This window comes from Streptomyces sp. NPDC021225 (assembly GCF_044332865.1).
GTDB lineage: Bacteria > Actinomycetota > Actinomycetes > Streptomycetales > Streptomycetaceae > Streptomyces.
The window spans coordinates 400,086-426,590 of record NZ_JBIRPV010000002.1 but is presented as its reverse complement, the minus strand read 5'-3'; the positions used below and the strand labels follow the sequence as shown (position 1 = coordinate 426,590).

Annotated in this window: 23 protein-coding genes; 12 read left to right on the top strand and 11 right to left on the bottom strand. The window is 69.8% G+C overall.

Annotated elements, in window-relative coordinates; all coding sequences use genetic code 11:
- The 3 genes from ACH4S9_RS10050 to ACH4S9_RS10040 all read right to left on the bottom strand — a co-directional run bounded on the left by ACH4S9_RS10050 (position 1) and on the right by ACH4S9_RS10040 (position 3,470).
- Positions 1 to 1,782 (bottom strand): CpaE family protein, encoded by a 1,782-nt coding sequence (locus tag ACH4S9_RS10050; RefSeq protein WP_398371040.1) that lies wholly within the window; start codon positions 1,780 to 1,782, stop codon positions 1 to 3.
- A 61-nt stretch (positions 1,783 to 1,843) separates the two neighbouring features.
- Positions 1,844 to 2,548: a Flp pilus assembly protein CpaB gene (gene cpaB / locus ACH4S9_RS10045; RefSeq protein ID WP_311727485.1), complete on the bottom strand. Its 705-nt coding sequence runs from the start codon at positions 2,546 to 2,548 to the stop codon at positions 1,844 to 1,846.
- 25 nt (positions 2,549 to 2,573) lie between these two features.
- Positions 2,574 to 3,470 carry a hypothetical protein gene (locus tag ACH4S9_RS10040; protein ID WP_398371038.1) on the bottom strand — a complete coding sequence of 299 codons (897 nt, stop codon included), beginning with the start codon at positions 3,468 to 3,470 and terminating at the stop codon, positions 2,574 to 2,576.
- 235 nt (positions 3,471 to 3,705) lie between these two features.
- Between ACH4S9_RS10040 and ACH4S9_RS10035 the strand changes: the two genes are divergently transcribed.
- A complete protein-coding gene (locus ACH4S9_RS10035; RefSeq protein ID WP_398371036.1) occupies positions 3,706 to 5,451 on the top strand; it encodes a chitinase in 1,746 nt (581 codons plus the stop codon).
- Between the two features lie 57 nt (positions 5,452 to 5,508).
- On the opposite strand, the gene ACH4S9_RS10030 is transcribed toward ACH4S9_RS10035, so the two are convergent.
- Positions 5,509 to 6,342, bottom strand: coding sequence for an NAD(P)H-binding protein (locus ACH4S9_RS10030; protein WP_361182889.1), 834 nt, complete (start codon positions 6,340 to 6,342; stop codon positions 5,509 to 5,511).
- Positions 6,343 to 6,542: 200 nt separating this feature from the next.
- Between ACH4S9_RS10030 and ACH4S9_RS10025 the strand changes: the two genes are divergently transcribed.
- Both ACH4S9_RS10025 and ACH4S9_RS10020 read left to right on the top strand, forming a co-directional pair.
- Complete coding sequence (locus tag ACH4S9_RS10025; protein ID WP_398371033.1) at positions 6,543 to 7,556, top strand: chitinase; 1,014 nt, start codon at positions 6,543 to 6,545, stop codon at positions 7,554 to 7,556.
- 91 nt (positions 7,557 to 7,647) lie between these two features.
- Entirely contained in the window at positions 7,648 to 10,251 is a 2,604-nt protein-coding gene (locus ACH4S9_RS10020) for a BRCT domain-containing protein (RefSeq protein ID WP_398371031.1), read from the top strand.
- A 13-nt stretch (positions 10,252 to 10,264) separates the two neighbouring features.
- On the opposite strand, the gene ACH4S9_RS10015 is transcribed toward ACH4S9_RS10020, so the two are convergent.
- A complete protein-coding gene (locus ACH4S9_RS10015) occupies positions 10,265 to 11,572 on the bottom strand; it encodes a lipase (RefSeq protein WP_398371029.1) in 1,308 nt (435 codons plus the stop codon).
- Positions 11,573 to 11,739: 167 nt separating this feature from the next.
- A complete protein-coding gene (locus ACH4S9_RS10010; RefSeq protein WP_398371027.1) occupies positions 11,740 to 12,591 on the bottom strand; it encodes a serine protease in 852 nt (283 codons plus the stop codon).
- 183 nt (positions 12,592 to 12,774) lie between these two features.
- Here ACH4S9_RS10010 and ACH4S9_RS10005 point away from each other — a divergent pair, with 183 nt between their 5' ends.
- From ACH4S9_RS10005 to ACH4S9_RS09995, 3 genes are all read left to right on the top strand, one after another.
- Positions 12,775 to 14,133, top strand: coding sequence for a M14 family metallopeptidase (locus ACH4S9_RS10005; RefSeq protein ID WP_398371024.1), 1,359 nt, complete (start codon positions 12,775 to 12,777; stop codon positions 14,131 to 14,133).
- A 122-nt stretch (positions 14,134 to 14,255) separates the two neighbouring features.
- Positions 14,256 to 15,449 (top strand): hypothetical protein, encoded by a 1,194-nt coding sequence (locus tag ACH4S9_RS10000; RefSeq protein ID WP_398371022.1) that lies wholly within the window; start codon positions 14,256 to 14,258, stop codon positions 15,447 to 15,449.
- Positions 15,450 to 15,642: 193 nt separating this feature from the next.
- On the top strand, positions 15,643 to 17,457 hold the full coding sequence (locus ACH4S9_RS09995) for a protein kinase (RefSeq protein WP_398371020.1): 1,815 nt from the start codon (positions 15,643 to 15,645) through the stop codon (positions 17,455 to 17,457).
- Between the two features lie 42 nt (positions 17,458 to 17,499).
- On the opposite strand, the gene ACH4S9_RS09990 is transcribed toward ACH4S9_RS09995, so the two are convergent.
- Entirely contained in the window at positions 17,500 to 18,228 is a 729-nt protein-coding gene (locus tag ACH4S9_RS09990; RefSeq protein WP_398371018.1) for a dienelactone hydrolase family protein, read from the bottom strand.
- 110 nt (positions 18,229 to 18,338) lie between these two features.
- On the opposite strand from ACH4S9_RS09990, the gene ACH4S9_RS09985 reads away from it, so the two are divergent.
- Positions 18,339 to 18,680 (top strand): hypothetical protein, encoded by a 342-nt coding sequence (locus ACH4S9_RS09985; RefSeq protein WP_398371016.1) that lies wholly within the window; start codon positions 18,339 to 18,341, stop codon positions 18,678 to 18,680.
- Here ACH4S9_RS09985 and ACH4S9_RS09980 read toward each other — a convergent pair.
- Entirely contained in the window at positions 18,647 to 18,919 is a 273-nt protein-coding gene (locus tag ACH4S9_RS09980; protein WP_398371816.1) for a MerR family transcriptional regulator, read from the bottom strand. The two genes, ACH4S9_RS09985 and ACH4S9_RS09980, sit on opposite strands and share 34 nt — an antisense overlap.
- Before the next feature lie 109 nt (positions 18,920 to 19,028).
- On the opposite strand from ACH4S9_RS09980, the gene ACH4S9_RS09975 reads away from it, so the two are divergent.
- Positions 19,029 to 19,364 (top strand): metalloregulator ArsR/SmtB family transcription factor, encoded by a 336-nt coding sequence (locus ACH4S9_RS09975; protein WP_311726219.1) that lies wholly within the window; start codon positions 19,029 to 19,031, stop codon positions 19,362 to 19,364.
- The gene (locus tag ACH4S9_RS09970; RefSeq protein ID WP_311726220.1) at positions 19,364 to 20,050 is read left to right on the top strand and encodes a cation transporter; all 687 of its coding nucleotides are present in this window, start codon (positions 19,364 to 19,366) and stop codon (positions 20,048 to 20,050) included. The genes ACH4S9_RS09975 and ACH4S9_RS09970 overlap by 1 nt, the downstream gene beginning before the upstream one ends.
- A 34-nt stretch (positions 20,051 to 20,084) precedes the next feature.
- On the opposite strand, the gene ACH4S9_RS09965 is transcribed toward ACH4S9_RS09970, so the two are convergent.
- Positions 20,085 to 20,942 (bottom strand): alpha/beta fold hydrolase, encoded by an 858-nt coding sequence (locus tag ACH4S9_RS09965; protein ID WP_398371014.1) that lies wholly within the window; start codon positions 20,940 to 20,942, stop codon positions 20,085 to 20,087.
- A gap of 76 nt (positions 20,943 to 21,018) precedes the next feature.
- On the opposite strand from ACH4S9_RS09965, the gene ACH4S9_RS09960 reads away from it, so the two are divergent.
- The 3 genes from ACH4S9_RS09960 to ACH4S9_RS09950 all read left to right on the top strand — a co-directional run bounded on the left by ACH4S9_RS09960 (position 21,019) and on the right by ACH4S9_RS09950 (position 24,310).
- Positions 21,019 to 21,606, top strand: a complete 588-nt coding sequence (locus ACH4S9_RS09960; RefSeq protein WP_398371012.1) for a CGNR zinc finger domain-containing protein — start codon at positions 21,019 to 21,021, stop codon at positions 21,604 to 21,606.
- Between the two features lie 117 nt (positions 21,607 to 21,723).
- On the top strand, positions 21,724 to 23,682 hold the full coding sequence (locus ACH4S9_RS09955) for a ricin-type beta-trefoil lectin domain protein (protein ID WP_398371010.1): 1,959 nt from the start codon (positions 21,724 to 21,726) through the stop codon (positions 23,680 to 23,682).
- An 85-nt stretch (positions 23,683 to 23,767) separates the two neighbouring features.
- On the top strand, positions 23,768 to 24,310 hold the full coding sequence (locus ACH4S9_RS09950) for a GNAT family N-acetyltransferase (protein ID WP_398371008.1): 543 nt from the start codon (positions 23,768 to 23,770) through the stop codon (positions 24,308 to 24,310).
- Between the two features lie 114 nt (positions 24,311 to 24,424).
- Here the strand turns inward: ACH4S9_RS09950 and ACH4S9_RS09945 are convergent, their stop codons facing one another.
- Together ACH4S9_RS09945 and ACH4S9_RS09940 are read right to left on the bottom strand one after the other, a co-directional pair.
- The gene (locus ACH4S9_RS09945) at positions 24,425 to 25,897 is read right to left on the bottom strand and encodes a GntP family permease (protein ID WP_398371006.1); all 1,473 of its coding nucleotides are present in this window, start codon (positions 25,895 to 25,897) and stop codon (positions 24,425 to 24,427) included.
- Positions 25,898 to 26,085: 188 nt separating this feature from the next.
- Positions 26,086 to 26,499: a RidA family protein gene (locus ACH4S9_RS09940; protein ID WP_311726225.1), complete on the bottom strand. Its 414-nt coding sequence runs from the start codon at positions 26,497 to 26,499 to the stop codon at positions 26,086 to 26,088.
- Positions 26,500 to 26,505: the final 6 nt, after the last annotated feature.

Here is a 26,505-nt window from a genome sequence, read left to right as displayed (position 1 = left end):
TCACACCCCCTCCGCCTGCTCATCCACCGCCCCCGCAGAACCGGTCACCGGCCACGGGAAGTCCGCGGCCCCGGGGAAGAGCACCGGGACGTGCACCTTCACCGTGGCCTTCCACACCCCGTCGGCGCTCTGGCCGCAGGTGATCTCCGCGCTGCCCTGCCACGCCCCCGGGAGGTCGTCCAGCGCCGCCTCCTGGCAGGCACCCGCGTCCCCGCCGACCGCGGCGCCCGCACGGGCGGCCTTGTCGGCGGAGTTGCCCGCCAGCGAGTACGTGTAACCGAGCAGCACGAACTGCCAGATGACGGCCAGTACCACCAGCACCAGCGGCAGCACGCCGAGGAACTCGACCGCGACCTGGCCCCGGTCGCCGCCCCGCTTGCGCATAAAGCGCCTGGAGGGCGTGGAGGGGACCTCCCGCAGCGACTCCGGGCCGGTGCCCGCATCGCCGCCGCCCGCCCCCGCGCCCGTGCCGCCCCCGCCGCCCGGGTCGTCGGCGCCCACTCCTATGGCACGGCGTTGCCGGCTGCCCGCGAGCGTGCGGTGGTCCGTCGGGCCGGGGTGCCCGCGGTGCGCCCGGCCGGGCGGGCCCATGGCCGCACCAGACGGGCCCGGCTCCACCAGGCCCAGCTCCCCGGCCAGGCCCCACAGCGCCTGTTTGACGGCCGACTTGGCGTCCAGGTCCTGCATCCGGCCCGAGTCCACGGCCGGCTGGAGCTCCTTGAAGCCGGCCGGCACCACCGTACGGGCCATCCGGGTGCCCGTCGCGCGCTCGATCAGCTGCGGCTGGATCTCCGCGCTGCGGGTGTGGCGGTTGACGACGGCGACCGTGTCCTCGGCCTTGCGGACCTGGAGCCGGTCCCAGAGCCGGACCATGCGCTTGGCGGCCCGCACCGCGACCACGTCCGGGGTGGTCACCAGCACCGCGAGGTCCGCGATCTCGACGACGGCCGCGCCCGCCGAGGTCATCTGCGTACCGCAGTCGACGATCACCACCTCGAAGCGCGACCGCAGCGCGCTGACGACCTGCCGGGCCGCGCGGTCGGAGACCTCCTCGCCGCGCTCGCCCTCGCCGGGGGCGAGCAGCAGCCCGATGCCGGTCTGGTGGGTGAACACCGCCTCCTGGAGCACGCGCGGCGTGATGTCGTTGATCTGCGCCAGGTCGGCGATCGACCGCCGGAACTGCACATCGAGGTAGGAGGCGATGTCGCCGGACTGGAGGTCCATGTCGACGAGCGCGACCCTGCGGCCCGCCGCCTGCGCGGCCAGCGCGAGCTGTACGGCGGTGACCGTCGTACCGACCCCGCCCTTCGCGCCCGCCACGGCGACCAGCTTCCCGCCGGGCCCGGTGGCGATCGCCTCGCCGCCGCCCCCGAGATGGCGCCGTACGCCGGTGGACCACTGGGCCGCGGCCTGGACGCGGGCGGCCAGCTCGTCGTACGCCAGCGGCAGCCCGGCGATGCCGCGGGCGCCGGAGTCCATGGCGGCGGAGTAGAGCGCGGGGCCGGCGTCCGCCGTCACCAGCACCACACCCACGGCCGGGAAGCGCAGCGCGATCTCGCGGATGAGTTCGAGCGCGGGGGCCGGGCCGATCCGCTCATGGACCAGGACGACCTCGGGCAGGTCCTCCAGGGAGGCGGCGGCCAGCGCGGCGAGGGTGTCGAGCAGCCGGGTCGAGTCGCCCACCGGCTGGGATGGTTCGACGCCCGGCAGCTGTCCGAGCAGCCCGCCGAGCGCGCGGGCGGCGTCGGGATCTCCGACGGCCGGAAGGATTCTGATCGTCACCGGGGCACCGCCTCACTCATGTTCCCGCGGCACGCCGCTTGTCGGGTCGTCGTGCCGCTTGTCATCTGTCGCCGTCGAGGGTGTAGGTGCGGTCGCGTGGGGAGACGCTGTCGTCGTCGCCGGGGGCGACGAGGGCGAGCCGTACATGGGTGGCGAAGGACTCCGCGTACGCCACGCGCTGGGCGTCGCCGGTGTCCAGCGCGAAGGTGATGGGCACGGCCTTGTCCAGGCGCCGGGTGTCGTCCTGGTTCGGCTCCAGCGCGGTCAGCTTGCCGACGTCGATGACCTCCGCGCCCGCGACGATGAGCTTGGAGACGGGGTCGTCGTTGCGGCCCTTGCCCTCGAAGGTCGCGTAGATGTTCACCTTCGCCCCAGGGTTGATCTTGCCCGCGACGCCGGTCGCCGCGTCGATCATGATGGCGATCTCCTGCTGCCCCGCCTTGAGCGCCGGGCGCTCCACGATCATGTCGGCCTGGAGCAGCGAGCCCTTGCGCAGCGGGATGACGGCGATCTTGCCGCGTACGTCGGCGAGGTCGGTGACGGCCGTGGACGGCAGCCAGCGCTCGGGCATCGATATCTTCTCGAACTTGTCCGCGTCCAGCGCCTGATAGGCCGGGACGTCCGACTTGAGCTTGTACGCGGTGGTCTCGGGACCGACCTTCGACTCCACGTCGCGGATGACGGACAGCACTCCGGCGAACGCGCCGCCGGCGCACAGGACCGACAGGAGCAGCAGGATGACTCCGCGGCGCTGGCGTGAATTCATGGACGCACAACCTCGTTGGGGGACGTTACCGGCTCGTCAGAGCGGGTCGCTCGGTCTGGGTCAGGGCAAGGATGTCATCGCCGCGCGGCACCGGGGCGGAGCAGAACGCGCAGCGGTCGCCGATGAGTTCGAAGCCGCACCAGTGGCACTCCTCTCTCCGTACGGACGCCACCAACTGGTAGAGGACGGAGAGGTCCGGGATGGCGGCGGCGAACTCGATCAGTTTGGGGGTACCCCACCAGGCGGCCGACTCATGCGGCGGCGGCACCTCTTCGACGCCCTGCACCCCCCATCCGGGGGCGAGCCTGGCGTTGATCCAGTCGCCGCCCGCATGGCCGTGGCCGTGGTTGTTGAGGTTGCCGCGCGCCACGGTGAGGTGGGTGGCGTACCCGGGCCCGGGCAGCGCGGCCTCGCCGCCCACCTTGACCAGCTGGGGGGTGGGGTGGGCGAGCACCGCGAACTGGGCGCCGGGTACCCAGGACTTGACGTGCGAGGTGAGGCTGACGGGCACCCGGTCCAGCTTGGCCACGCTGCCCAGCAGCGCGCCCGCGTGGACGTAGTGCGTCAGCAGGCGCGCGGCGCAGGCGAGCACGCCGGGGCTGAAGTCGCACATCGAGAGCTGGCGCAGCTGACGGGCGACCACGGCGACGGCGAGCGGGGGGAGTTCGAGGGGCAGCAGCGCGATGCGGTCGCTCTCCAGGACCGCCCGCACCGTATGGAGCCGGCGGACGATGGGCGCGGGGGTCGCCGCGGGGTAGACCACGATGAGATAGCCCTGCTGGTCGAGCAGGCCGGCGGTCTCGGTGAGCGCGTCGTCCAGCGGTTGGACGTCGGGCGGCATGAGCACGACGGCCGACGGGGTCTGGCCATCGGGCGGCGGAAGCACCAGCTCACGGCTGGTGACTGCTATCGCGGTGGGCACGTCGGCTACCCCGTCTCACGTCGGCGCCGGGGAGAGCGGCGGCCGCAGGTCGTTGCTGCTGTCCTGGTGCATCAGCACTTTATCCACGAAAGCCGCGTGAGAGAACAGTTCCCCTGGGTTACGGGCCCATGCCCGCCCCCTTGACAAGCCCATTGGTCTGGACCATTTTGAAACGGTCGTACGGTGGCCGCCGTTCCCTGAGCTCCTCCCTCAACTCTTCCCCACGGAGGCAGTCGTGGACCGTGCTGCGATACCCCCCGCGAGACCCGGCAGACCCGGCAGACCCGGCAGAACCAGGCTCACCCGATTCCTCTCCGCCGCCGCCGCGGCCGTGCTCGGCGCGGGCGCGCTGGTCGCCGTCGGCGGCGGCACGGCCGGCGCGGCGGACGCCAACCTCGTACAGAACTCCGGCTTCGAGTCCGGGCTGAGCGGCTGGACCTGTTCCGCCGCCTCCGGGACCACGGTCGCCACCCCGGCGCACGGCGGCTCGTCGGCGCTCAAGGCGACCCCGGCCGGGCAGGACAACGCCCAGTGCGCGCAGACCGTGAGCGTCAAGCCGGACTCCTCGTACACGCTCAGCGCCTGGGTGCAGGGCAGTTACGTCTACCTCGGCGCGAGCGGCACCGGGACGACGGACGTGTCGACCTGGACGCCGTCCGCCTCCGGCTGGCAGCAGCTGACCACCACCTTCAAGACCGGCCCGAGCACGACCTCGGTCACCGTCTACACCCACGGCTGGTACGGACAGCCCGCCTACTACGCCGACGACATCAGCCTCACCGGCCCCGGCGGCTCCGACCCCGGTGACCCCGGCGACCCCGTTCCGACCGCCCCGTCAGGTCTGAAGACGGGCGCGGTGACCTCCTCGTCCATCGCCCTGTCCTGGTCCACGGTCAGCGGCGCGACCGGCTACAACGTCTACCGGGACGGCACCAAGGTGCAGGCGGTCAGCGGCACCTCGGCCACGGTGACCGGGCTCGCCGCCGCCACCTCGTACCAGTTCCAGGTCACCGCGACCAACGCGGCGGGCGAGTCGCCCAGGTCTGCGGCCGTCACCGGCACCACCTCGGCCGGGAGCGGCGGCGGGGGCGGCACCGTCCCCAAGCACGCCGTCACCGGGTACTGGCAGAACTTCAACAACGGCGCGACCGTCCAGAAGATCAGCGGTGTCCAGGACCAGTACGACATCATCGCCGTCGCCTTCGCCGACGCGACCGGCACGCCCGGCGCGGTCACCTTCAACCTCGACTCGGCCGGGCTCGGCGGCTACACCGTCGACCAGTTCAAGGCCGACATCAAGGCCAAGCAGGCGGCGGGCAAGTCCGTCATCATCTCCATCGGCGGCCAGAACGGCACGGTCTCCATCAACGACTCGGCCTCCGCGAACAACTTCGCCAACTCCGTCTACGCGCTGATGCAGCAGTACGGGTTCGACGGCGTCGACATCGACCTGGAGAACGGCCTCAACGCCACCTACATGACGCAGGCCCTGCGCTCGCTCTCCGCGAAGGCGGGCTCGAAGCTCGTCATCACCATGGCCCCGCAGACGATCGACATGCAGTCCACGTCGAACGCCTACTTCCAGACGGCGCTCAACATCAAGGACATCCTGACCGTCGTCAATATGCAGTACTACAACAGCGGCTCCATGCTCGGCTGCGACGGCAAGGTCTACTCACAGGGCTCGGTGGACTTCCTCACCGCCCTCGCCTGCATCCAGCTGGAAGGCGGCCTGTCCCCGTCCCAGGTCGGCCTGGGCCTGCCCGCCTCGACGCGCGGCGCGGGCAGCGGCTACGTGGCCCCGGCGGTCGTGAACAACGCCCTGGACTGCCTGGCCCGGGGCACCAACTGCGGCTCGTTCAAGCCCGCGAAGACCTACCCGGGCCTGCGCGGCGCGATGACCTGGTCGACCAACTGGGACGCGCTGGCGGGCAACGCCTGGTCCAACGCGGTCGGGCCAAAGGTCCACGGCCTGCCGTAAGCCATCTCGTTCGGGCCGTTCGAGGGAGGGCCGAGCGCCCTCCCTCGAACAGCGCTGTCAGCGGAACGCGTCGGCGTTCTCCGCGGCCCACTGCCGGAACGGCCTGGCCGGCCGACCGGTGACCCGCTCCACCGTGTCGCGCACCTTCAGCAACTCGTCGTTGACGTCCCCGCCCATCAGGTCCAGCACCGCACTCGCGGCCTCGTCCCCCAGAAACGCCGCCATGCCGCGGTGAGCCTCCTCCCGGCTGATCTCGGCGACCGGCGCCTCCCGCCCCAGGGCCGCCGCGATCGCCTCGACCTGCTGCCGGGCCGTGACCCGCTCCGGCCCGGTCAGCGCGTACGTCCGCCCGCGATGCCCCGGCTCGGTCAGCGCCGCCCCGGCCACCGCCGCGATATCCGCGGGGTGGACGGCGGGCAGCCCGACGTCCGTGTACGGCAGGCGGACCGGCTCGCGCCCGCGGATCGCATCCGCCCACCACAGGGCGTTCGAGGCGAACTGCGTGGGCCGCAGGATCGTCCAGGCCATGCCGCTGCCCTGGAGCAGCCGCTCGACTGCGAGATTCTCCTCGGCGGGGCCCAGGTGGGGATGGGTCTGGACGGTGATGGACGACACGAGCACCACATGCTCCGCCCCGGCCTGCCGGGCGGCGTCGAGGATGTCGGCGTCCGGGCCCATGCGCGACGGGAGGAACAGCGACCGCACCCCGTCCAGCGCGGGCTTCAGCGTGGCGGCCCGCGCGAAGTCACCCTCCACGGCTTCGACCCCCGCCGGGAATCCGGCCCGTGCGGCGTCCCGGGTGAGACCTCGCAGCGGCCCGGCACCGCTCGCCCGCAACTCCTTCAGCAGGGCACTTCCTATGTTTCCGGTGGCTCCCGTCACGAGGATCACGGGCACACTCTCCTGTCGCCAGACGTCGATCAATCCGGCGTGAACGCTAAAACCTCAACCAAACTTCAGGTCAAGCCGTTTCATTTCTGTCAGGGACTTGACAGACGCATTGGTCTGGACCACGGTGGATCACAGCCTCAGGGGCCCCGAACGCATAGGCGCACCACTCCCCCCACATCCCCCCACGCCCGGAGGCACCCGTGGCACGCGCACATTCACGTACGTTCACCCGGAAACTGCTCGGCGGCATAGCCGTGGCGGCCCTCGCCGCCGGCGGGCTGATGGCCGCCAACACCGCGGGCGCGGCCGAGGAGCCCGCGGGCACCGCCGCCGTCCCCAAGCACGCGGTCACCGGGTACTGGCAGAACTTCAACAACGGCGCGACCGTGCAGAAGCTCGCCGACGTCCAGGACGACTACGACATCATCGCCGTCGCCTTCGCCGACGCCACCACCACACCCGGCGCGGTGACGTTCAACCTCGACTCGGCCGGGCTCGGCGGCTACACCGTCGACCAGTTCAAGGCCGACATCAAGGCGAAGCAGGTGGCGGGCAAGTCCGTCATCATCTCCATCGGCGGCCAGAACGGGACCGTCTCGATCAGCGACGACGCGTCCGCCAACGCCTTCGCCGCCTCCGTCACCGAGCTCATGGACGAGTACGGCTTCGACGGCGTCGACATCGACCTGGAGAACGGCCTCAACGCCACCTACATGACCAAGGCGCTCAAGGCGATCCACGACAAGAAGAGCGATGTCGTGGTGACGATGGCGCCGCAGACCATCGACATGCAGTCGCCGCAGAACGAGTACTTCAAGACCGCGCTGGCCACCAAGGACTTCCTGACGGTGGTCAACATGCAGTACTACAACAGCGGCTCCATGCTGGGCTGCGACGGCAAGGTCTACTCACAGGGCTCCGTCGACTTCCTCACCGCCCTCGCCTGTATCCAGCTGGAGAACGGCCTCGACCCGTCCCAGGTCGGCCTCGGCGTCCCGGCCTCCACGCGCGGCGCGGGCTCCGGGTATGTGGAGCCGGGGATCGTCAACGCCGCCCTGGACTGCCTCACCAAGGGCTCCGGCTGCGGCTCGTTCAAGCCCTCGAAGACGTACCCGGGGCTGCGTGGCGCCATGACCTGGTCGACCAACTGGGACGCGGCGAACGGCAGCGCCTGGTCGAAGGCGGTCGGACCGCACGTCCACGGTCTGTCGTAGGGCCCGCCCGTTCGAGGGGGACCGAAAGTCCCCCCTCGAACGGGGAGTTGGGGTGATCGCGTCGTCGGTGGGTGGCCTTACGGTCAAGGCCATGGATCTACAGGGAAAGTCCATCGTCGTGATGGGTCGGTTCCACAAACTGCCGCACGCTGCTGCGAAAGCCGGACTGGAGGCGCTGGGCGCGCGGGTGTCGGGGTCGGTGTCCGACAGAACAGATCTCGTCTTCGTCGCGCATGATGTCCCGGGCCGCAAGATCGGAGCGGCGAGCACACGCGGGATTCCGATCTACGACGAGAAGGCGTTGCGGGCTGTGCTCAAGGGGGCGGCCAAGCCCTCGGCGGGCCATGAGTCCGCCACCGACGGGACAGAGACCTTCGCGGATCACGCGTCGCTGACGTCAGCCGCCGACCCGGCCGCACTGCTCGCGGTCCTTCAGGGAGCGGACTGGTCGGCCTTCGTGGCCGAGCGGGACCTGCCGCCGCTCCGGGCCCGGCTGCTGGAGTTCGAGCGCACGCATGGGGTCACCGAGGCGCATCGCTTCGCGACCGACCGGATTCGCGGTCTCGGCGACACGCGGCTCCAGCATCCGTACGGCCACAGCACAGAGATCACATCGTTCGATGTCAGCCCGTGCGGACGCTATCTGGCCACCGGAAGCTGGGTCGGCGACGACTACCACCGCGGTGGTGCGCTACAGATCTGGGAGGTCGCCAGCGGCCGCTGCGTCAACACACTCCAGCGCATCGAGGGCGGAGTCGGCTGGCCCGACTACGGCGACACCATCCAGTGGTCGGCCGACAGCACCCGCGTCGGGCTCGCCTACAACACCAACCAGGTAGGGGTGTTCGACCCGTTCGAGACCCACACGACCAATACCTATCCGATGGCCAGCGCGTCCGTGACGGACGGGGCCAGCCGGCCGCCGACGTGGGCGCTGGCGCCCGACGGGCGGCGCGCGTTCGTCTCGTCCGGCTCCCCCTGTTCGATCAAGGGCTGTGTCGTTCCGCTGGAGGCGGGCCATCTGTTCTGGCTGCCCCGCTACGCACCCCCCTCGCACCCTTACCTGCTGCCCGAGGCGCTTCCCGAGGAGTTCGAGACCGAGGACGACGAGCTGTGGCTGGACGACGGGGTCAGTTGGTCGCCGGACGGCACCCGGCTGTACGCGTATGACACCCGGCACAAGCGGGATCTGGTCATCGACCTGGCCACCAGACAGGTCGGCTGGGCGGCTGAGGAAGACGGACCCGAGCCGGCCGTGGGGAAGGGCGGCGGGGGTGGAGTGCGGGTCTCCGTGGACCCGACCCGGGTGACCTTCCGCCGGCCCGACACCGGAGGGGAGTTGGGCGACTTCACCTTCCTCCGCGAACCACCGGGCCCCCGGCTCCTGGAGGACGACTACGTACTCGACCAGCACAACGTCAACTTCGCCCTGGACGACCACACCTGGTGTGCGGCGTTCGAGGAGGGTGTCGTCATCGCGCCGCCGAACCGCAGGGAAGACCTGGACGCGGTGCTGACCTGGTCGGTCGACCGGCGTTTCGCCTGGCCGGTGCGGTGGGGCGGGCTCGATGTCGTACCGGACGTACGGACCGCCGCCGAACGGCTCGGGGACGACGGCCTCGGCTACTTCGTCCGGGAGTACGTGGAGAGGATGGAACCCGCCGAGGCCCGGGGGGACGGGGCGTGGCCGCCGCCCAACACGGCGACGATGGACGACCTGTTCTCGGCGGTGCGGGATGCCGTCTCCCAGCTCGGGAGCAACTGGAACTTCGCGGTGAACGAATACCTCGGTGACGCGGCCCGGCTCCGGGCGCGGCGCGGGGAGCCCGAAGGGGCCGCGGAACTGCTCGAGGCGATACCCGGTACGGACGAGCGCGTCGTGGCCTCGGCCCAGGTGGCCATGATCCTGGCCCGCGCGGGACGGACCGAACAGGCGCAGGCCGTCTTCGCCTTCGCCGAGCCGAGGGCGGAGGCGGCCCTCGGAAAGTACAACGTCGCGAGTGTCGCCTCCTCGGTGGCCGGCGCCTACCACGCCTTGGGCGACACGGCCGCCGCCGACGCGTGGTTCGCCCGCGCGCGGGATGCCATCGAGCCGGAAACCAACGCATGGCAGAACCGTCTCGCGGTCATCTGGGCACTCACCGAGTGCGGGCGCGTGGACGAGGCCCGGTCGCTGTGGACTTCCGCCGGGAACCGGACCAACAGCTTCCGCTGCGAGCCGTGGCTGCTCTGTCTGCTGAGCACCGACCGGCTCGACATCGCGGAAGAGTTCCTGGAGGCGTGCGTCCCACCCGGCATGGACCGGCCGTCGAGCATGATCAAGGCACTGGTCGAGCTCGGCCGCCCCGATCTGCTCCGCTCATGGCTCTCCGGCTCGTGGTACATACCGGACGAGTCCTACGAGCGTGCCCAGGCGATCGCCGACGGCGCCCCGCGGCGGTCCCTGCCGCCGACACCGACCGAGGAGGACCTCGCGGCCCTCGGCGAAGCGCACGCCAAGCTGCTCAAGACGCCGCGCGCCAAACGCCAGATGCCGACTGAGGAGCTCATCGGGCAGGCCGCGGACTGTGGGCACCTCAGCGCCGTGCTGGACCTGCTCGGCGACCTTCCGGCCCATGATTTCAACCACCGGCCGAAAGCCGCGTTCTCCGCGCTGTGGCGCGCCGCCACAGGCCACTACCAGGCCCACTGGTGACGCCTCCGTCGGGCTAACGCAGTTCGTCGAGCCAGCGCACGATGGCCGCGGTGCCCCGGACGTTGGACCCCAGGTGGCGGGAGCCGTTGTAGTCGACGGCTCCCAGGTCGACGACCGGCGCGGCCACTCCGTGGCGGGCGAGGGCCGTGCGGCAGTGGGCGGTGTTGGCGACGGTGGCCTGCTCGTCGCCACTCGCCATGTAGAGGCGTGTCGGCACGCGGGGCGCCCAGTCGCACACGTCGTCGGTGGTGCGCAGGGCGGCGGCCATGGGGCCGGTCGGGTGGGCGAGGAGGTCGCGGCCGTGGGCGGTGAGCAGCTTGTCGAGGGTGGCCGGGGTGCCCTCCATGAGCTGCCGGCCGGTGTGCGCGCCGTCGAACAGCGCCTCGACGGTGTCGGCGTACGGCGCCTGGAACACTTCGGCCGGGCTGTCGTAGAGGTGGTGCAGCCGGTTGAAGGCGACCAGGGTGTAGGCCGCGTACAGGACGCTCGACTTGGGTTCCAGCTCGCCGGCGAGCAGCGCGGGCAGCTCGGCGCCGCCGAAGTCGTACGCCCCGCTGACCGGGGCCAGCGCGCCCAGCCGGAACCAGCCGTCCTCACCCGACTGGAGGGCCCGGGCCAGGCCCAGGGCGGCCGAGGCGCCCTGGGAGAAGCCGGTGACCGCCACCTCCCGGTCCAGGGTGCGGCCGGTGCCGGTCACGAAGGCGCGGGCGGCACGCAGCATGTCCAGGGACGCGGTGGTCTCGGAGGGGACGTCCATCCAGGGGTGCGGTCCGGGGCCGACGCCCATGCCGAGGTAGTCGGGGGCGATGCCCGCGTACCCGGCGGAGGCGTAGGTGATCGGCGGCGCGGGCAGGAAGCCGCCCGTCTGCATCGACGGCGAGTCCGTCTTATGGCTGCCGGTGCCATGCGTGAAGGACACCGGGCGCAGCCGGCTCCCGCCCCCGCGCGGCAGGACCAGCAGCCCGCTGGCGGTGGTGGGACGGCCGTGCGGGTCGACCGTGCGGTACACCAGTCGGTAGGCGTCGACGCCGTACCGGACCGTGTCGGCGTCGAACTCGGCGGAGGTCAGCCAGGCGGTGACGTCCTCGGGCTTCTCCAGCGAGTAGAGGAAGTCGGCGGAGACCAGGGCACCCCGGCCGGACCGCGACGCCGCGTCGGCCTTCGCCCCCGCCGCCCCCGTGGCCGTCGTGCCGCGGGGGGCGCCGGGCGCGGCGGCCACGGCCGGGGCGGCGGAGCCGGCCAGCAGCAGCGCGGCGCACAGGGCCGCCGCCCGGGTGCCGGCCCTGGCGCCTGTTCGGGTGCGGCGTGTCGAGTTGCGCATGAGGTCCCCGTCTCCCTGCTCGACGATCAACGATGAGGACCTCAGCCTTGCGCAGGGCTCCCCCGGGACGCACTGGTGCCGACCCCCGGGTTCATGATGCGCCCGGCCCCCGGTCCGGCCTCGGGAAATCCCGAGGCCGGGGCGTACCGGGGACCGGCACGTCTGGGCTAGGGCTTGGGCAGCTCACACCCCGCCAGGCTCAGATTGATCTTGTTGCCGGCGGCGACGCACTTGGTGATGCCGTACGTCTCCTGGGCGTAGTTGATGCCCTGGCGCACCGTCACGTTCCCGCTCGCGTCGACCTCGCACGGGTTGTTCAGGGTGCACCGCCCGCCGCTTTCGTTGCCCGTGTTGTTGACGGCGACGACCTTGCCGGTGGCGGAGTCGACAACGGGCGAGCCCGAGGTTCCCCCGATCGTGTTACAGGCGGAGGTGTAGCGGACCGAATCCTTCCAGGTCCATTCATCCTCTTTAAGACGGTAGACAAACCCGTCGATATTGCAGGAGTAGATCCGCTTCCAGTAGCCGGAGACCACGTTGATGCCAGTGCCCTGGACCGGGTGGCTGTCCGACAGCTGTAGCGCCTTGATGCCGTACGTCTGCTGGATCTGGGCGTACGTCGAGCTCAGCTGGTACAGCGACACATCGGTGTCGGTCATGGTCGCGTACGCGATCTTGGTGGCCCGGAGCGTGCCGACGCCGCTGCCGGAGCTGTTGAGCAGGGTGAAGCTCCGGGTGGAGGCCCGGTCGACGATCACCTGTCCGGCGCCGGGCATCCCGGTCTCCAGGCAGTGGCCGTTCGAGAGCACGAACGCCGGGTCGCTGTCCGCCGAGTTCGGCATCCGCACCACCGAGCCGGAGCAGTTGCTCAGCGCCACGGTGCCCGCGAAGTCGACCGCCTTGACGCGGGTCGCGTTCGACGTGTCCGGGGCGGCCGCGGCCGGGGTGACGCCGGCGGTCGCGAGGCCCGCGCCGCCCAGCAGCAGCGCGGACAGCGCACCGATCAGGGGTCTGCGCATGTGGTTCCCCTCCCATGACGAGGCTTCGGACCACGCCGCGACCGGTCACGTCGCGGCGGCTCGGCCCGGAGCCGCACGAATGTTCTCTCGGCTTCGACCATTTCCCACCCTTGACCATGTCATGCGCATGGCCGAACACTGGCGCAGCAGTCGCTCGCCTCAGACCACCCCCCAGGAGAATTCATGCGACTACGCATTCGCGGCAGAAGGGCCACCGCCCTCACCGCCCTGCTGACCCTCGCCCTCGCGGCGCCCGTCGCGGCCCAGGCCGACGGCTCGGGCTCCGCGCCCAGGGCAGCCGCCGCGGCCGCCGCCACCGCGGCCGACGCCTCGGCCGACGAGAGCGTGCGGCAGTACGAGATCTCGGGCCCCGCCACCCCGGCCGAGCGCTCCTCCATCGCGGCCACCGGCGTCTCCATCGACGAGGCGGACGCCCGCTCCGTCGTGGTCACCGCCGACCCGGCCCAGGCCCGCAAGCTGCGCTCGCTCGGCTATGAGCTCAGCCCGCTGGCCACCCCGCCGGCCCGTACCGAGGGCCGGGCCGTCAAGCCCTTCGACTTCCCCTCCGCGGACGCGAAGTACCACAACTACGCCGAGGCCACCGCCGAGATCAACGCCGCGGTCGCCAAGTACCCGAACATCCTGAGCAAGCGGGTCATCGGCAAGTCGTACGAGGGCCGGGACATCGTCGCGCTGAAGATCAGCGACAACGTGGCCACGGACGAGGCCGAGCCCGAGGTGCTGTTCACCGCCCACCAGCACGCCCGCGAGCACCTCACCGTCGAGATGGCGCTCTACCTGGTGCGGGAGTTCACCCAGGGCTACGGCAGCGACACCCGGGTCACCAACCTGGTCAACAGCCGCGAGATCTGGATCGTCCCGGATGTGAACCCGGACGGCGGCGAGTACGACATCGCCACCGGCTCCTACCGCAGCTGGCGCAAGAACCGGCAGCCCAACTCCGGCTCCTCCAACGTCGGCACCGACCTCAACCGCAACTGGGACTTCAAGTGGGGCTGCTGCGGCGGCTCCTCCGGCTCCACCGGCTCCGAGACCTACCGCGGCCCCAAGGCCGAGTCGGCCCCCGAGGTGAAGGTCGTCGCGGACTTCGCGCGCAGCCGCGTCGTCGGCGGCAAGCAGCAGATCAAGGCCGCCATCGACTTCCACACCTACAGCGAGCTGGTGCTGTGGCCGTTCGGCTGGACGTACGACGAAACCACCACCGGCATGACGCGGGACGACTACGACGCCTTCGCCGCCGTCGGCAAGAAGATGGCCGCGAGCAACGGCTACACCCCCGAGCAGTCGAGCGAGCTGTACATCACGGACGGGGCGATCGACGACTGGCTGTGGGGCGCCCAGAAGGTCTTCGCGTACACCTTCGAGATGTACCCGACCTCCAGCGGCGCGGGCGGCTTCTACCCGCCCGACGAGGTGATCGACCGGGAGACCGCCCGTAACCGCGACGCGGTGCTCCAGCTCTTGGAGAACGCGGACTGTATGTACCGCTCCATCGGCAAGGAAGCGCAGTACTGCGCCTGAGCCCAGGCCGTACGGCACGAAGCGGGCGCCGTCCCGGCGGGGAGACCCGCCGGGACGGCGCCTCGCGAATGAGGTGGGGTGCGGGTGCGCCCCCTTGTCCGGCCGGAACGTAGGTTGTCAAGATGGTCGCCATGCAGGGGGAAACAGCAAGGCGCATCATTTCTGAGCAGGAACTGATCGTTCGCGAGCTGCTATGGAAGGAGCTGCGCAGGCGTGGCGCGGAAGCCGATAGACTAGCGAAATCTCTGGCGAGATGGGAAGAAAGTAAGACATTTTTTGGCGGCCGCCCAAAGCCTGGAGTTCTTCGCCAGATCGACACCGCCCACCAGTGGCTGATGACCAACAATCCGTTTCCGTACGGAATTTCCTATCACCTTCAGGATAGGGTAATCAGCCGCGTCACGGACCTGGAGGCAACCTCGCGGCAGGATACCCCAAGCGATTGCACTGCCCTCCGGGAAAGTTACATTCAAGGAATGGGCTTCCCCGAGAATCCATATCATAGAAGGGTGCGCTCCTGGCTCTGGACCTTCGCGAGCGCAACTCTGAAGGATCCTCTTTCTCGCTCTGCGCACCCTCTAATTTCCGCGCCAGTGGAAGCACCCCCTCGCCATGGCCGTCTCAATCAAGGAATGCTGGCCAGGCTCGTGATCGAAGACGTCGGGCAACAAATAGATGCGGGCCGGGCTCTCGAAGGGTCCCTGGATGAGGAACCTTTGCGGGTTGTGTGGTCATGGTGCTCGGAGTCCTGGGGGGTGCTCCGCGCATTCGCAGACGACGTTCCATCAGAATTCTGGCGTTTGGTCCGCGACGTCGGCGTCTGCAAGAGCCCGGTGTTTCCTGATCCGGCAGCCTTAAGTCAAGCATATTTGTCTCTTGGTTTGTCTTACCTAGAAGAGGTGCTGGAACGAATGCCGGACTACGCCGAAGCATCTGGTCAGGCGGCGCCGGAGCCGCGCGTCTCATTCGCGATCAGCGGAGGGACCTTCCACGGCGTTCAGTTTGCCGCCCAGATCGCCAACATCGAGTCGACTATTGCTGGAGTCGCGAATCAAAGCGGCACCGATGCGGCAGAAGCGCTCAAAGCACTTCAACAAGCCGTCCTGAGCCAACCCAGTTTGGAGGACTCTGAACGCCAAGACCTCCTCGACAACGTCGAATATCTGGCTACCGCTGCGAACACTCCTCCCGAGCATCGGAAACGCGGGCTCATCTCGGCTGCACTCCTCGCGCTGACGACAGCAGCAGCAACCGGAGGCCACTTGCAGGGGGTTATGGACACATGGGGCAGTGTGCTGCAAGGCATCCTCCCCTGAACCACGCTCCCGAACGCTGGGAGATACGGCCACCCGGCGGCGGGCGGGCGACCAAAACCCCAGCCGGGGCGCTGGGGTCCGGGCCGACACGTACCACCCGCCTTCGATCGACCACCTGACCCGCTCCACGACGTCTATCCTCATCCGGGTTGCGCGTTGACCAGGCGAGGATGGCAGGGGGAGCCAAACCATCATGAGCGGCACGAACGGGGACGGACCCGACGAGCGGGACGACTATGTCGATGGGGGTGTCAAGCCGCTCGCGGTGAGCGACCCGACGCGCATCGGCCCGTATCTGTTGCTCGGTCGGCTTGGTGCCGGCGGCATGGGGCGGGTGTTCCTCGCGCGATCGGACAGCGGTCGGACGGTGGCCGTGAAGGTGGTGCACGAGGAGCACGTGTCCGACGAGCACTTCAGGGCGCGGTTCCGGCGGGAGATCGAGGCGGCGCGGAGGGTCGGGGAGCGGTACACGGCGCCGGTGCTCGAGGCGGGTCCGGGCGACGAACCGCCGTGGGTCGCCACGGGGTACGTTCCCGGGCTCTCGCTTGAACAGGTCGTGCGACGGCACGGGCCGTTGCCGACGGCGACTCTGCACGCTCTGGCGGACGGGCTGCTGAAGGCGCTCAAGGACATTCACGGCGCCGGGATCGTGCACCGCGATCTGAAGCCGTCCAACGTGATGCTCACCGTGGACGGCACGAAGGTCATCGACTTCGGGATCGCGCGGGCTCTGGAGTCGTCCGTCGAGTCCTTGTTGACCAGTACGGGGATGGTCGTCGGGTCTCCTGGGTTCATGTCGCCTGAGCAGGTGCGCGGGCAGCGCGCGGGGGTCAAGAGCGATGTGTTCACCCTCGGGTGCGTGCTGACGTATGCGGCGACCGGGCAACTGCCGTTCGGGAAGAGGGCGGCTAATCAGCACGCGGTGATGTTCGAGATCGTGGAGGGCGAGCCCGATCTGACAGGGGTCGGGGACGCCTCGCTGCGGGCGCTCATCGCCCGTTGTCTGGTGAAGGACGTCGCTCAACGACCGGACGTAGACGCCTTGCTGGAGGACCCCGAGCGAGTGCGTCCCGCCGCCACGCGCGGCGCCTGGCTGCCTGCCGGTGTCGTCGCGCACCTCGCGCGGCAGTCCGCGCGGCTGCTCGACGCCGAGGCGGCGCCGCTGCGGGAGGAGTCCACGGACCTGGCGACCATCGGGCTGCGGCCGAAGAACGGGCCTCCCGAAGCCGTCCCGGCCGTCCCGGGCGCCGGAGCCACGAAGCGAGAGCGGGAGCCCCGTCGGCGCCGCAGGCTCATCGCGCTGCCCATCGTCGTCGTCATCACCGCCGGCGGCGGCACGGTCGCCCTGCTTCAGCCCTTTGGGGGTGACGACGGGGGCGGAACGCATGCCCAGTCACCGAGCAGTGGCGCGAGTTCCGCTCCTGGGGGCAGCACCTCGCCCAGCGCGCTTAACAGTTCACCTTCCAAGAGAGAAAAGAAGAAGAGCGGGGACGACGGCAAGAAGGGGAAGGAGACGGACAAGCCGAACGCCCAGACGAGCAGCCGTAGCTCCGGGTCGTCGGATGGTGACGGCGGCAGCAGCTCATCCAAAGACGACAGTGGTTCCGGCAACGGCAGGTCCGGCTCTTCTTCGGGCTCGGACGGCGGAAACTCGTCTGCCGGCGGAGGAGGTTCATCCGGCTCCAGCGGCACGTCCTCCGGCTCACGGCCGCCCGCCATGAAGAGCTACAGGCTTGATTACACCAACTCCTGTGTTGGCGCGTGTGACATGCCGCTCAAGGTGAGCTGGTCGGCGATCTCCCGAGCGACCAGGTACGACATCCACTACACCAACAAGGGCAGCAACTACACGCAGAAGAACGTCAACACGGTCTACTCCACCGGGAGCACCAGCTACACGATCAAGGGCCCGTTCTCCGGTGACGAAATCTGCGTCACGGTGCGCGCGGCCAACACCTACGGCGCCTCGGCCTGGGCGGAGACCTGGTGCGGCACAGTGCCCTACTAAGTGCCGCATCAGGTCGGACACGCCGGACCGAACGCGCCGGCGTCAGCTCAGATGCCGGGCGAAGAACTTCACCGAGCTGTCCACCTCGAAGGACGGCACATCTCCGTGCCTGCCGGGGTTGGCGTGCAGCGTCTTCTCCGCCGAGGCCAGGGCGTCGAACAACGCCAGGCTCTGGTCCCGCGGCACCATCTGGTCATCCCACTGGACCAGGAACTGCACCGGCACGGTGATCCGCGCGGCGTCTTCGGCCAGCCCGTGCACGCCGAGCAGACCCAGCACCGCGGCGCGGATCCGGGGCTCTGCGGCGATGAGAGGTATGCCGAGCCCGCAGCCCATCGACATACCGCAGTAACCCACCGGACCGACGCCGACCTGGTCGAGGCGCTGGACCGCGGCCAGAACCGCCTGCCAGTCCGCGACAGCCCGACCGGCCAGATAGCTGTGCATGCCGGCCACCAGCGCGCCCGGATCCGTACCGGCGGCCATACCGGCCCGCATCTCGTCCGCGATCCGGCCGAACTCATCGTCCTGGGGACGGTCGCCGTGGTTCGGCGCGTCGATCGCGACGACCGCGAAACCCTCGGCGGCGTAGCGACGCGCGCGGGACACATTGCCGGGGGCCGTCTTATGCTGCCCGCCGCCGTGGCCCAGCAGAATCAGGGGACGAGCGCCGCAGGCGCCATCCGGCGTCCACAGCACGCCGGGGATCTCGTCGAGGGTGAAGAACTGCTCGGTGACGCCGTCCGACGACGTCTGGGAGGTGAAGCGCATCAGCGTTTCAGGCCTTTCGGGATGCCTTGTGCGGGCACTCCCTAAACCATGCAAAGGAGGGAGCCCCGACCTGTCACAGCGTTGATCGGTCTCACCTCCTCGAATTCGTCATGGTGCACGGCGGCGCCGAAGGTATCACAAAGATCATCACGCGCGCCTCACGGCGACCCCGCAGCGCTACGGGGCGCAGGAGCGTCGCCCTGGCCGTCGCCTTCGTCGTACGAGGGCAGGCGGGCGCCCCTGCGTCAGGCAGCCGGGCCGAAGACCTCGGTGAGCAGGGCGATCCCCTCGGCGGGGGCGCGCACCCGAAGGTGCAGGACGGGGCCGTCGAGGTGGAGGCGGAAGTCGAAGAACGGGCAGCATCGCTGTTCGGCGGCGGCCAGCGCCGCGATGTCACCGGCGCGGTCGGCGGGCAGGGTCAGCCGGATGCCGTCTTCGGTCTCCTGCCGTAGGGCTCCGTCGACCAGCCGTCGCCACTGGGCGGTGCGCTCGGCGAGACCGCCGTTGTCCAGGGAGCAGCCCCCAGGTGCTTGGCCGAGCCGATGAACGCCAGGCGCTCGACGGCCTCCTCGCCGTAGAGGCGGTAGTCGGCCGGGGACCGGTCGGCGGCCAGCAGCCCGGCGCTCTCGTAGTACCGCAGCGTCGTGGCCGGGACGCCGGAACGCTCGGCGAGCTGGGAGATCCGCATCATGCTCACACCGCCGACGGTAGACCTTCGACCCGGCTCGAAGGTCAAGGGCCTTGGACCGGGCATTCAATCCAGGATTGCCTGAATTCAGGATCGCGTGTACTCTCATGATGTGCTGACCGTTGCCCCCGACATCGAGGTGCTGGCCCGGTTCGGCCGCGCGCTCGCCGACCCGATCCGCTGCCGCATCCTGCTCGCCCTGCGCGATGCCCCCGCCTACCCCGCCGATCTCGCCGACGCCCTCGGCATCTCGCGCACCCGTCTGTCGAACCACCTGGCGTGCCTGCGCGACTGTGGCCTGGTCGTCACCGTGCCCGACGGCCGCCGCACCCGCTACGAGCTCGCAGACGAACGCCTCGGCCACGCGCTGGACGACCTGCGCACCGCTGTGGTGGCCGTCGCCACCGACCGCACGTGTGTCGACGCCGAGGCCAAGGGGTGCTGCTGATGACCGCGATATCCCTTGGGCCGTCCCCCGCCCGCCGCGACGCGCTCACCCGCCGGATACGGCTGCTCGTGGCCGCGACCATCACCTACAACGTCATCGAGGCGGTCGTCGCCATCACCGCCGGCACACTCGCCTCCTCCACCGCGCTGATCGGCTTCGGCCTGGACTCGATCATCGAGGTGTCGTCCGCCGCCGCGGTCGCCTGGCAGTTCTCCGCCGCCGAGCACCACGTGCGCGAGGCCCGCGAGAAGACCACCCTGCGGATCATCGCCGTCTCGTTCTTCGCGCTCGCCGCGTACGTCACCGTGGACGCCGTCCGCGCGCTGGCCGGAACCGGCGAGGCGGAAGGCTCCATCCCCGGCATCGTGCTCGCCGCACTCTCCCTCGCCGTCATGCCGTTCCTGTCCGCCGCCCAGCGCCGCGCCGGCCGCGAACTCGGCTCCGCCAGCGCGGTCGCCGACTCCAAACAGACCCTGCTCTGCACATACCTTTCCGCCGTGCTGCTGGTCGGCCTGGTGCTCAATACCACCCTCGGCTGGTCCTGGGCCGACCCGATCGCCGCTCTGGTCATCGCCGTCGTCGCCGTGAAGGAAGGCCACGACGCCTGGCGGGGCAAGGGCTGCTGCGCGGCCCCGGCCACCTCGGACACCTCTGCCTGCCACGCCGGTTGTGACTGCTGCGGCTGACCGCCTGTCAAGCCGTTCGGCACTGATGCACCGATCAGCCGAGGAACGTCCGCAGGTGGGCCAGGAGGGCGTCGGGACGTTCCTCGGGGATGAAGTGGCCGCAGTCGGGGATCTGGGCGCCGGTGACGTCGTCCGCGTACTGGCGCCAGATGTCCAGGGTGGGCAGCCGGGCGGGTAGGCCGGCCGAACCCCACAGGGCCAGGACGGGCATGGTCAGGCGGCGGCCCGCGGCGGCGTCCTCGTCGTCGAGGGCGAGGTCGCGTTCCTGGGCGCGGTAGTCGTCGAAACCGGCGCGGAGCGCGCCGGGGCGGGAGAACGCGCGGACGTAGGCGTCGACGGCGTCGGGGTCGAGTCCGTGGCGGTTGTAGGTCCAGCGCTCGAAGAAGTACTCCAGGTAGGCGCGGACGTTGTTCCCGACCAGCAACTCGGGGAGATCGGGCTGCATGTGGAACAGCCAGTGCCAGTAGCCGAGGGCCACGGAGGCGTCCAGGCGGCGGAACATCTCCCGGGTGGGGATCACGTCGAGTACGGCGAGCCGTTCGACCTGGCCGGGGTGGTCCAGGGCCCAGCGGTGCGCGACCCGGGCGCCGCGGTCGTGGCCGACGACCGCCGCCCGTTCGAACCCGAGCTGCCGGACCAGTTCGGCGATGTCCGAGGCCATCAGCTGCTTGTCGTAGCCGGTGGCGGGCTTGTCGCTGAGGCCGTATCCGCGCAGGTCGGGGGCTACGACGGTGTGGCCGGTGGCGAGTTCGCCGAGCACCGGTCGCCAGCACAGCGCGGTCTGCGGCCACCCGTGGAGCAGTACGAGCAGCGGCCCCGAGCCCGCGCGCGTGTAGTGCAGCCGGACCCCGTTGACCTGGGCGACGCCTGTGGTCACCGTCTCTGTGCTCATGGCCGTACCCTTCCGCTTCGCGCTTACTAACCCCCATAGGAGGTTAGTACCGCGACGAGCAGTGGACAATAGAGCCATGACGACGGATGACGAATGGCTCTGGTACGGCGGACGCGTGTGCCTGGACTTCGTCAACACCCTCCGCGACCGGTGGCTGGCGCTGCCCCGGGAGACGCTTCGCGAGCCGGCCGACCTGGTGCGCTGGCTGCGGGGCGTCGATCTGCTCGCCGACGGGGCCCACGGGGCGTCCGAGTCCGCGCTGCGCTCCGCGGTGGCGCTGCGTGAGGCGATCGACCGCGCGGTGCTGTGCGCGGTCGACGGTGAGCTGCCGACACCTGCCGACATCACCGTGATCAACCAGGCGTCGGCTGCGGCACCCCGTCCCGTACCCCAACTGAGCGTCAGGGACGGTCAGTTGGAGTCGGGCCGCGCTCCGCATGCCGCCGATGACGCGGCCGGGGGGCTCGGCCTCGTGGCTCAGGACGCGATCGAGCTGCTGCTCTCCCCGGAGCTACGTCGAGTCCGTATCTGCGGCTCCGAGCGCTGCGCCCTGCGCTTCGTGGACCGCTCGCCCGCGCACAACCGCCGCTGGTGCTCGATGACCCGCTGCGGGAACCGCACCAAGGTGCGGCTCCACCAGGCCCGCTCACGCGCGCGTGACTGATCGGCGGGACCGGCCGTCGGCCACCTGATGATCGAGGTATTTTACGCTGGTCCACGGTAGTTGGCTGGCCGTGCGTAGTCACGCGTATGCCACAGGTGTTGAAAGGGAGGGAATCGCGTGGCGGGAATACGGCCGCTGAATCCGGGAGATCCGCGTGATATTGCAGGTTACGCGCTCCAAGGGCGGCTGGGGGCGGGCGGAATGGGGACGGTGTTCTTATCCGCCACACGGGGCGGGCAGCCGATCGCTCTGAAGGTGGTGCATCCCGAGTTCGCCGAGGACCCGAAGTTCCGGCAGCGGTTCGAGCAGGAGGTGCGCTCCAGCCGGCAGGTGCGGGGCCGCTACATCCTGCCGGTCGTGGACAGCAACACGGGAGGGCCCGTGCCCTGGCTGGCCACCGAGTACGCCCCGGGCCTCTCGCTCGCGGCGGCGGTGGCCACGCACGGACCGCTGCCGACAGACGCGGCCCTGCGGCTGATCGCGGGCGTGGCCCACGCGCTGGAGGCCATCCACGCGGTGCAGGTCACCCACCGGGATCTCAAGCCGGGGAATGTCATCCTGGCGCCGGGCGGCCCCGCCGTCATCGACTTCGGGATCGCGCGGGCCGCCGAGGCCACTCCGCTGACCGGCACCGACGTGCGCATCGGCACCCCCCTGTACATGGCTCCGGAGCAGCTCAGGGGCGCCGCTCCGGTGACCCCGGCCATCGATGTCTTCGCGCTCGGCCTGACCGCGTATGTCGCCGCGACCGGGGTCCACCCCTTCGGGGAGGGGCCGGGCCCGGCCGTGCTCTACCGCATCGATCGCGAAGAGCCCGACCTCACCGCCTGCCCGGCGGAAATACGGCCCGTCATCAGCCGCTGCCTGGAGAAGGACCCCGAGGCGCGGCCCACGCCCGCCGAGGTGGTGGCCCTCTGCCGGGATGCCGGGGCCAGGCTCGGCCTGACCGAGGTGCTTCCCACCGCCGGGTGGCTGCCCCCGGCCTTCCTTCCCGCGCCCGCGCCCGCGCCGCCCATATCGCCCATGCCACCTCAGCCTTCGGCCCAGACGGTCTCCTCGCCGCCCATACCCGAGAGAACCGTCTACGACCCGCAATCCGCGACGCGGCCCGGGACTCCCGGGAGGCGCCGACTGGCCATAGGCGTTGCAGCGCTCGCCGCCGTCGCGGTCGCCGCCCTGCTCATCTGGCTCCCGAACCGAGGCGGCGACGGGGACGACGGCGCCTCCCCGAACTCCTCGCAGAAATCCTCATCACAGAAAACCCCATCGCGGGATACCTCACAGGAAAAGACGTCCCCCGCGAACCCTCCGGCGAACGCCGCGGCACCTCCAAAAGAGTTGGACTCGACCGTAAAAACATTCACCAACGCGGCGACCGGACGTTGCCTGGACAGTAACGGCGACGAAGAAGCTTACGCATTCGACTGCAATGGCGGCGGTTACCAGAAATGGACCGCGTCCGGGAAGAGGTTCAGTCTGCGTGATGCGGCGAGCGATATGTGCTTGGGCAGTGACGATGCCGGTGAGCTGAGCATGTCGACATGTGATCGCAACGATCAGCAGAGATGGAACATATCCAACAAGTCAGTACTGCGCAATGCGGCGACTGATCTCTGCCTGGACGGCGACGACGACGGCACGTTGCGCACGATCGAATGCGATAGCAGCGATCGCCAGAAGTGGAACATCTCCGGCGAAAATTCCGTGCTGCGCAATGTGGCGACTGATCGCTGCTTGAGCGGCAGCGGCTCCGGCGGCCCGCACTTGGGCGACTGCTCCGACAATGGGAGCGGGGACGGGAAGTGGAACATCTCCGGGGAAGAGATCGAACTGCGCGATGTGGCGACTGATCTCTGCTTGGACAGTAACGAATCCGGCCAGGTGTACACGTATTCATGCAATGAAGGCGATTATCAGCGGTGGGATATCTCCGGCGACAGTTCCACTCTGTACAACATGAAGACTCGTCTCTGCCTGGAGGACTCCAACTCCCCTTCGGAGACCAACGGCTATCAGCTGAAAACGAGCGAGTGCGATGAAGGCGACGATCAGCGATGGACTGCCGCCTCACCGTAGTTGCACAACTCCCGTTGTCCACGGGCGTGTATCGAAGTGCCTGGTGCGGATGGCGGAGAGCCCATCTGTGATCCAGAATGATGGGATGGTCACGCTTGAGACTCCCCGTTTGATCCTGCGTCGCTGGCGCGAGGAAGACGTTGCGCCCATGGCTGCCGTCAATGCCGACCCCGAGGTCATGCGGTGGATCCGTGACGGCAGCGTCCGTGACGAACAGCAGACTCGCGGCGGGATCCAGGCATGGGAGAGCGAGTGGGAGTCACAGGGCTTCGGCCTGTTCGCCGTGGAAATCCGGTCCACTGGCGAACTGGCCGGGTTCACCGGCCTTTCGGTGCCCACCTTCTTGCCGGAGGTACTGCCGGCGGTTGAGGTCGGCTGGCGGCTGGGACGTTCCCACTGGGGGCAGGGCTTGGCCACCGAGGCCGCTGCGGCCGCTGTACGGTTCGGGTTCGAAGAGCGAGGGCTGGTGCGGATCGTCAGCATCGCTCAAGTGGGCAACGACGCCTCCGAACGGATCATGACCAAACTGGGGATGCATCCGGTCCGAGAGACCGTCAATCCCACCTGCGGTCGGCGAGTACGGGTGTTCGAGTTGTCGTCGGACCAGTACGTCACAACCGCTCGTTGATCGCGGAAACGAGGACGGTGGCCTCGTAGCGGGCCGCGAGTTTGTCACGAACCAAGGTCATCCCACTAACAAGATCTACTTTCGATACACGCCTCAGCTGGGAGCGCACAGTTCCTAGACGACCAGGCTGAGCAGCCCCGCGACCACGAAGCCCGCCACCGACAGCACCGACTCCAGCACGGTCCACGACTTGAGCGTGTCCCGCTCGGAGATGCCGAAGTACTTCGCGACCATCCAGAATCCGCCGTCGTTGACGTGCGAGGCGAAGATCGAGCCCGCCGAGATGGCCATGATGACCAGCGCCAGATGCGCCTGCGCGTAGTGGCCCTCGCTCAGCATCGGAGAGACGATGCCCGCCGTGGTGACGATCGCGACCGTCGCCGAGCCCTGCGCGACGCGCAGCACCACCGAGATCAGCCAGGCCAGCAGGATGACCGGCAGGCCCGCGCTGTCGAAGGCGTCGGCGAGCGCCTGGGCCACGCCGCTGCCCTTGAGCACCGCGCCGAAGACCCCGCCCGCGCCCACGACGAGCAGGATGTTGCCGATCGGCTTGAGGGAGGCGGTGGAGACGGTCTCCAGGGACTTGCGGGACCAGCCGCGCCGGATGCCCAGCAGGTAGTAGGCGAGCAGCAGGGCGATGGTCAGCGCCACGAAGGGGTGGCCGAAGAACTCGATCACCGAGCGGCCGGTGCTGGGGTCCAGCGCGATGGAGGAGAACGTCGCGCTGAGGATGAGGACCAGCGGGGTGCCGATGATCGCGAGGACGGTGGAGACCGGCACCGGCCGCTCCGCGGGCGTGGTGCCCGCGGCGCGCTGCTCGGCGGCCACGGCCGCCTTGGCCTCCTCCGCCGCCTCCAGCATGTCCTGCGGCACGGGGACGAAGAGGCGGTTGCCGATCCACGCGGCGTACGCCCAGGCGGCGAGCACGGAGGGGACGCCGACCAGGATGCCCATCAGGATGACCCAGCCCAGGTCGACGTGGAGCAGCCCGGCCGCGGCCACCGGGCCGGGGTGCGGGGGCAGGAAGGCATGGGTCATGGACAGACCGGCCAGCATCGGCATCGCGTACAGGACGATCGACTTGCCGCTGCGCTTGGCGGCCGCGTAGACGATCGGCGCGAGGACGAAGATTCCGACGTCGAAGAAGACCGGTATGCCGAAGATCAGACCGGTCAGGCCCATCGCGAGCGGGGCGCGCTTCTCGCCGAAGAGACCGAGCAGCCGGGCGCTCAACGCCTCGGCGCCGCCGGAGACTTCGAGGATCGCGCCGAGCATGGTGCCCAGGCCGATGATGATGGCTATGTGCCCGAGGATGCCGCCCATACCGGACTCGATGAGCGAGACGGCGTCGGACTTCTGGACCGTGCCGAAGAGTTCGGTGACCGACAGGCCGGCGGCCAGGCCCACCGCGATGGACACGCCCAGCAGCGCGACGAAGGGCTGTAACCGGGCCTTGATGATGAGGAAGAGGAGTAAGGCGATGCCCAGGGCGGCGACGGTCAGCAGACCGGCGGTGCCGTCGATGATCGCGAGGAGACCACCGGTGTGGGGCGGGGTCTCGGCAGCGGGGGCGGCCGTGAGCGGCATGAGGAACTCCGGTTTCCGGGTAGGGGGTACCGCCGCGCGGCGGGGGGCCGCGCGCGGGGGAACTGGAGGTGCCGGTGCGGAGGTTCAGAACGCTGGATTTCGACGACGGTGGCGCGTGCGGTGGGCGGAGGGAGTACGGCGGAGTGCGGCGGGCGGGCGGGGCGTGCCCCGCCCGCCTCGGGCGTGCGTCAGCCGAGGACGGCCAGCGCGTCGATCTCGATGAGCAGCCCGGCGGGGAGGCCGACGTAGACGGTCGTACGGGCCGCCGGGGCCTCCTTCAGGTCCGCGAAGAAGTCGTTGTAGATGTCGTTGAGCTCGGCGAAGTGGGCGGTGTCGGTGAGGTAGACGCGCACCATCACCACGTCCTCCCAGCTCGCCCCGCCCGCCTCCAGGACGGACTGCACATTGCGCAGGGTCTGGAGGGTCTGCTCGCGCAGCGTCGGCCCGACGGGGGCGGGGGCCTGGCCGGGGACCGCGGGGCCGAAACCGACCTGCCCGGCGACCTGGAGGATGTTGCCCTTCTTCACGCCGTGGGAGAACTTGGCGGGCGGCGCGGTGTGGGTGTCCGGGGTGATCGCGATCTTCTGGAGCTTCTCGCTCATGGGTCG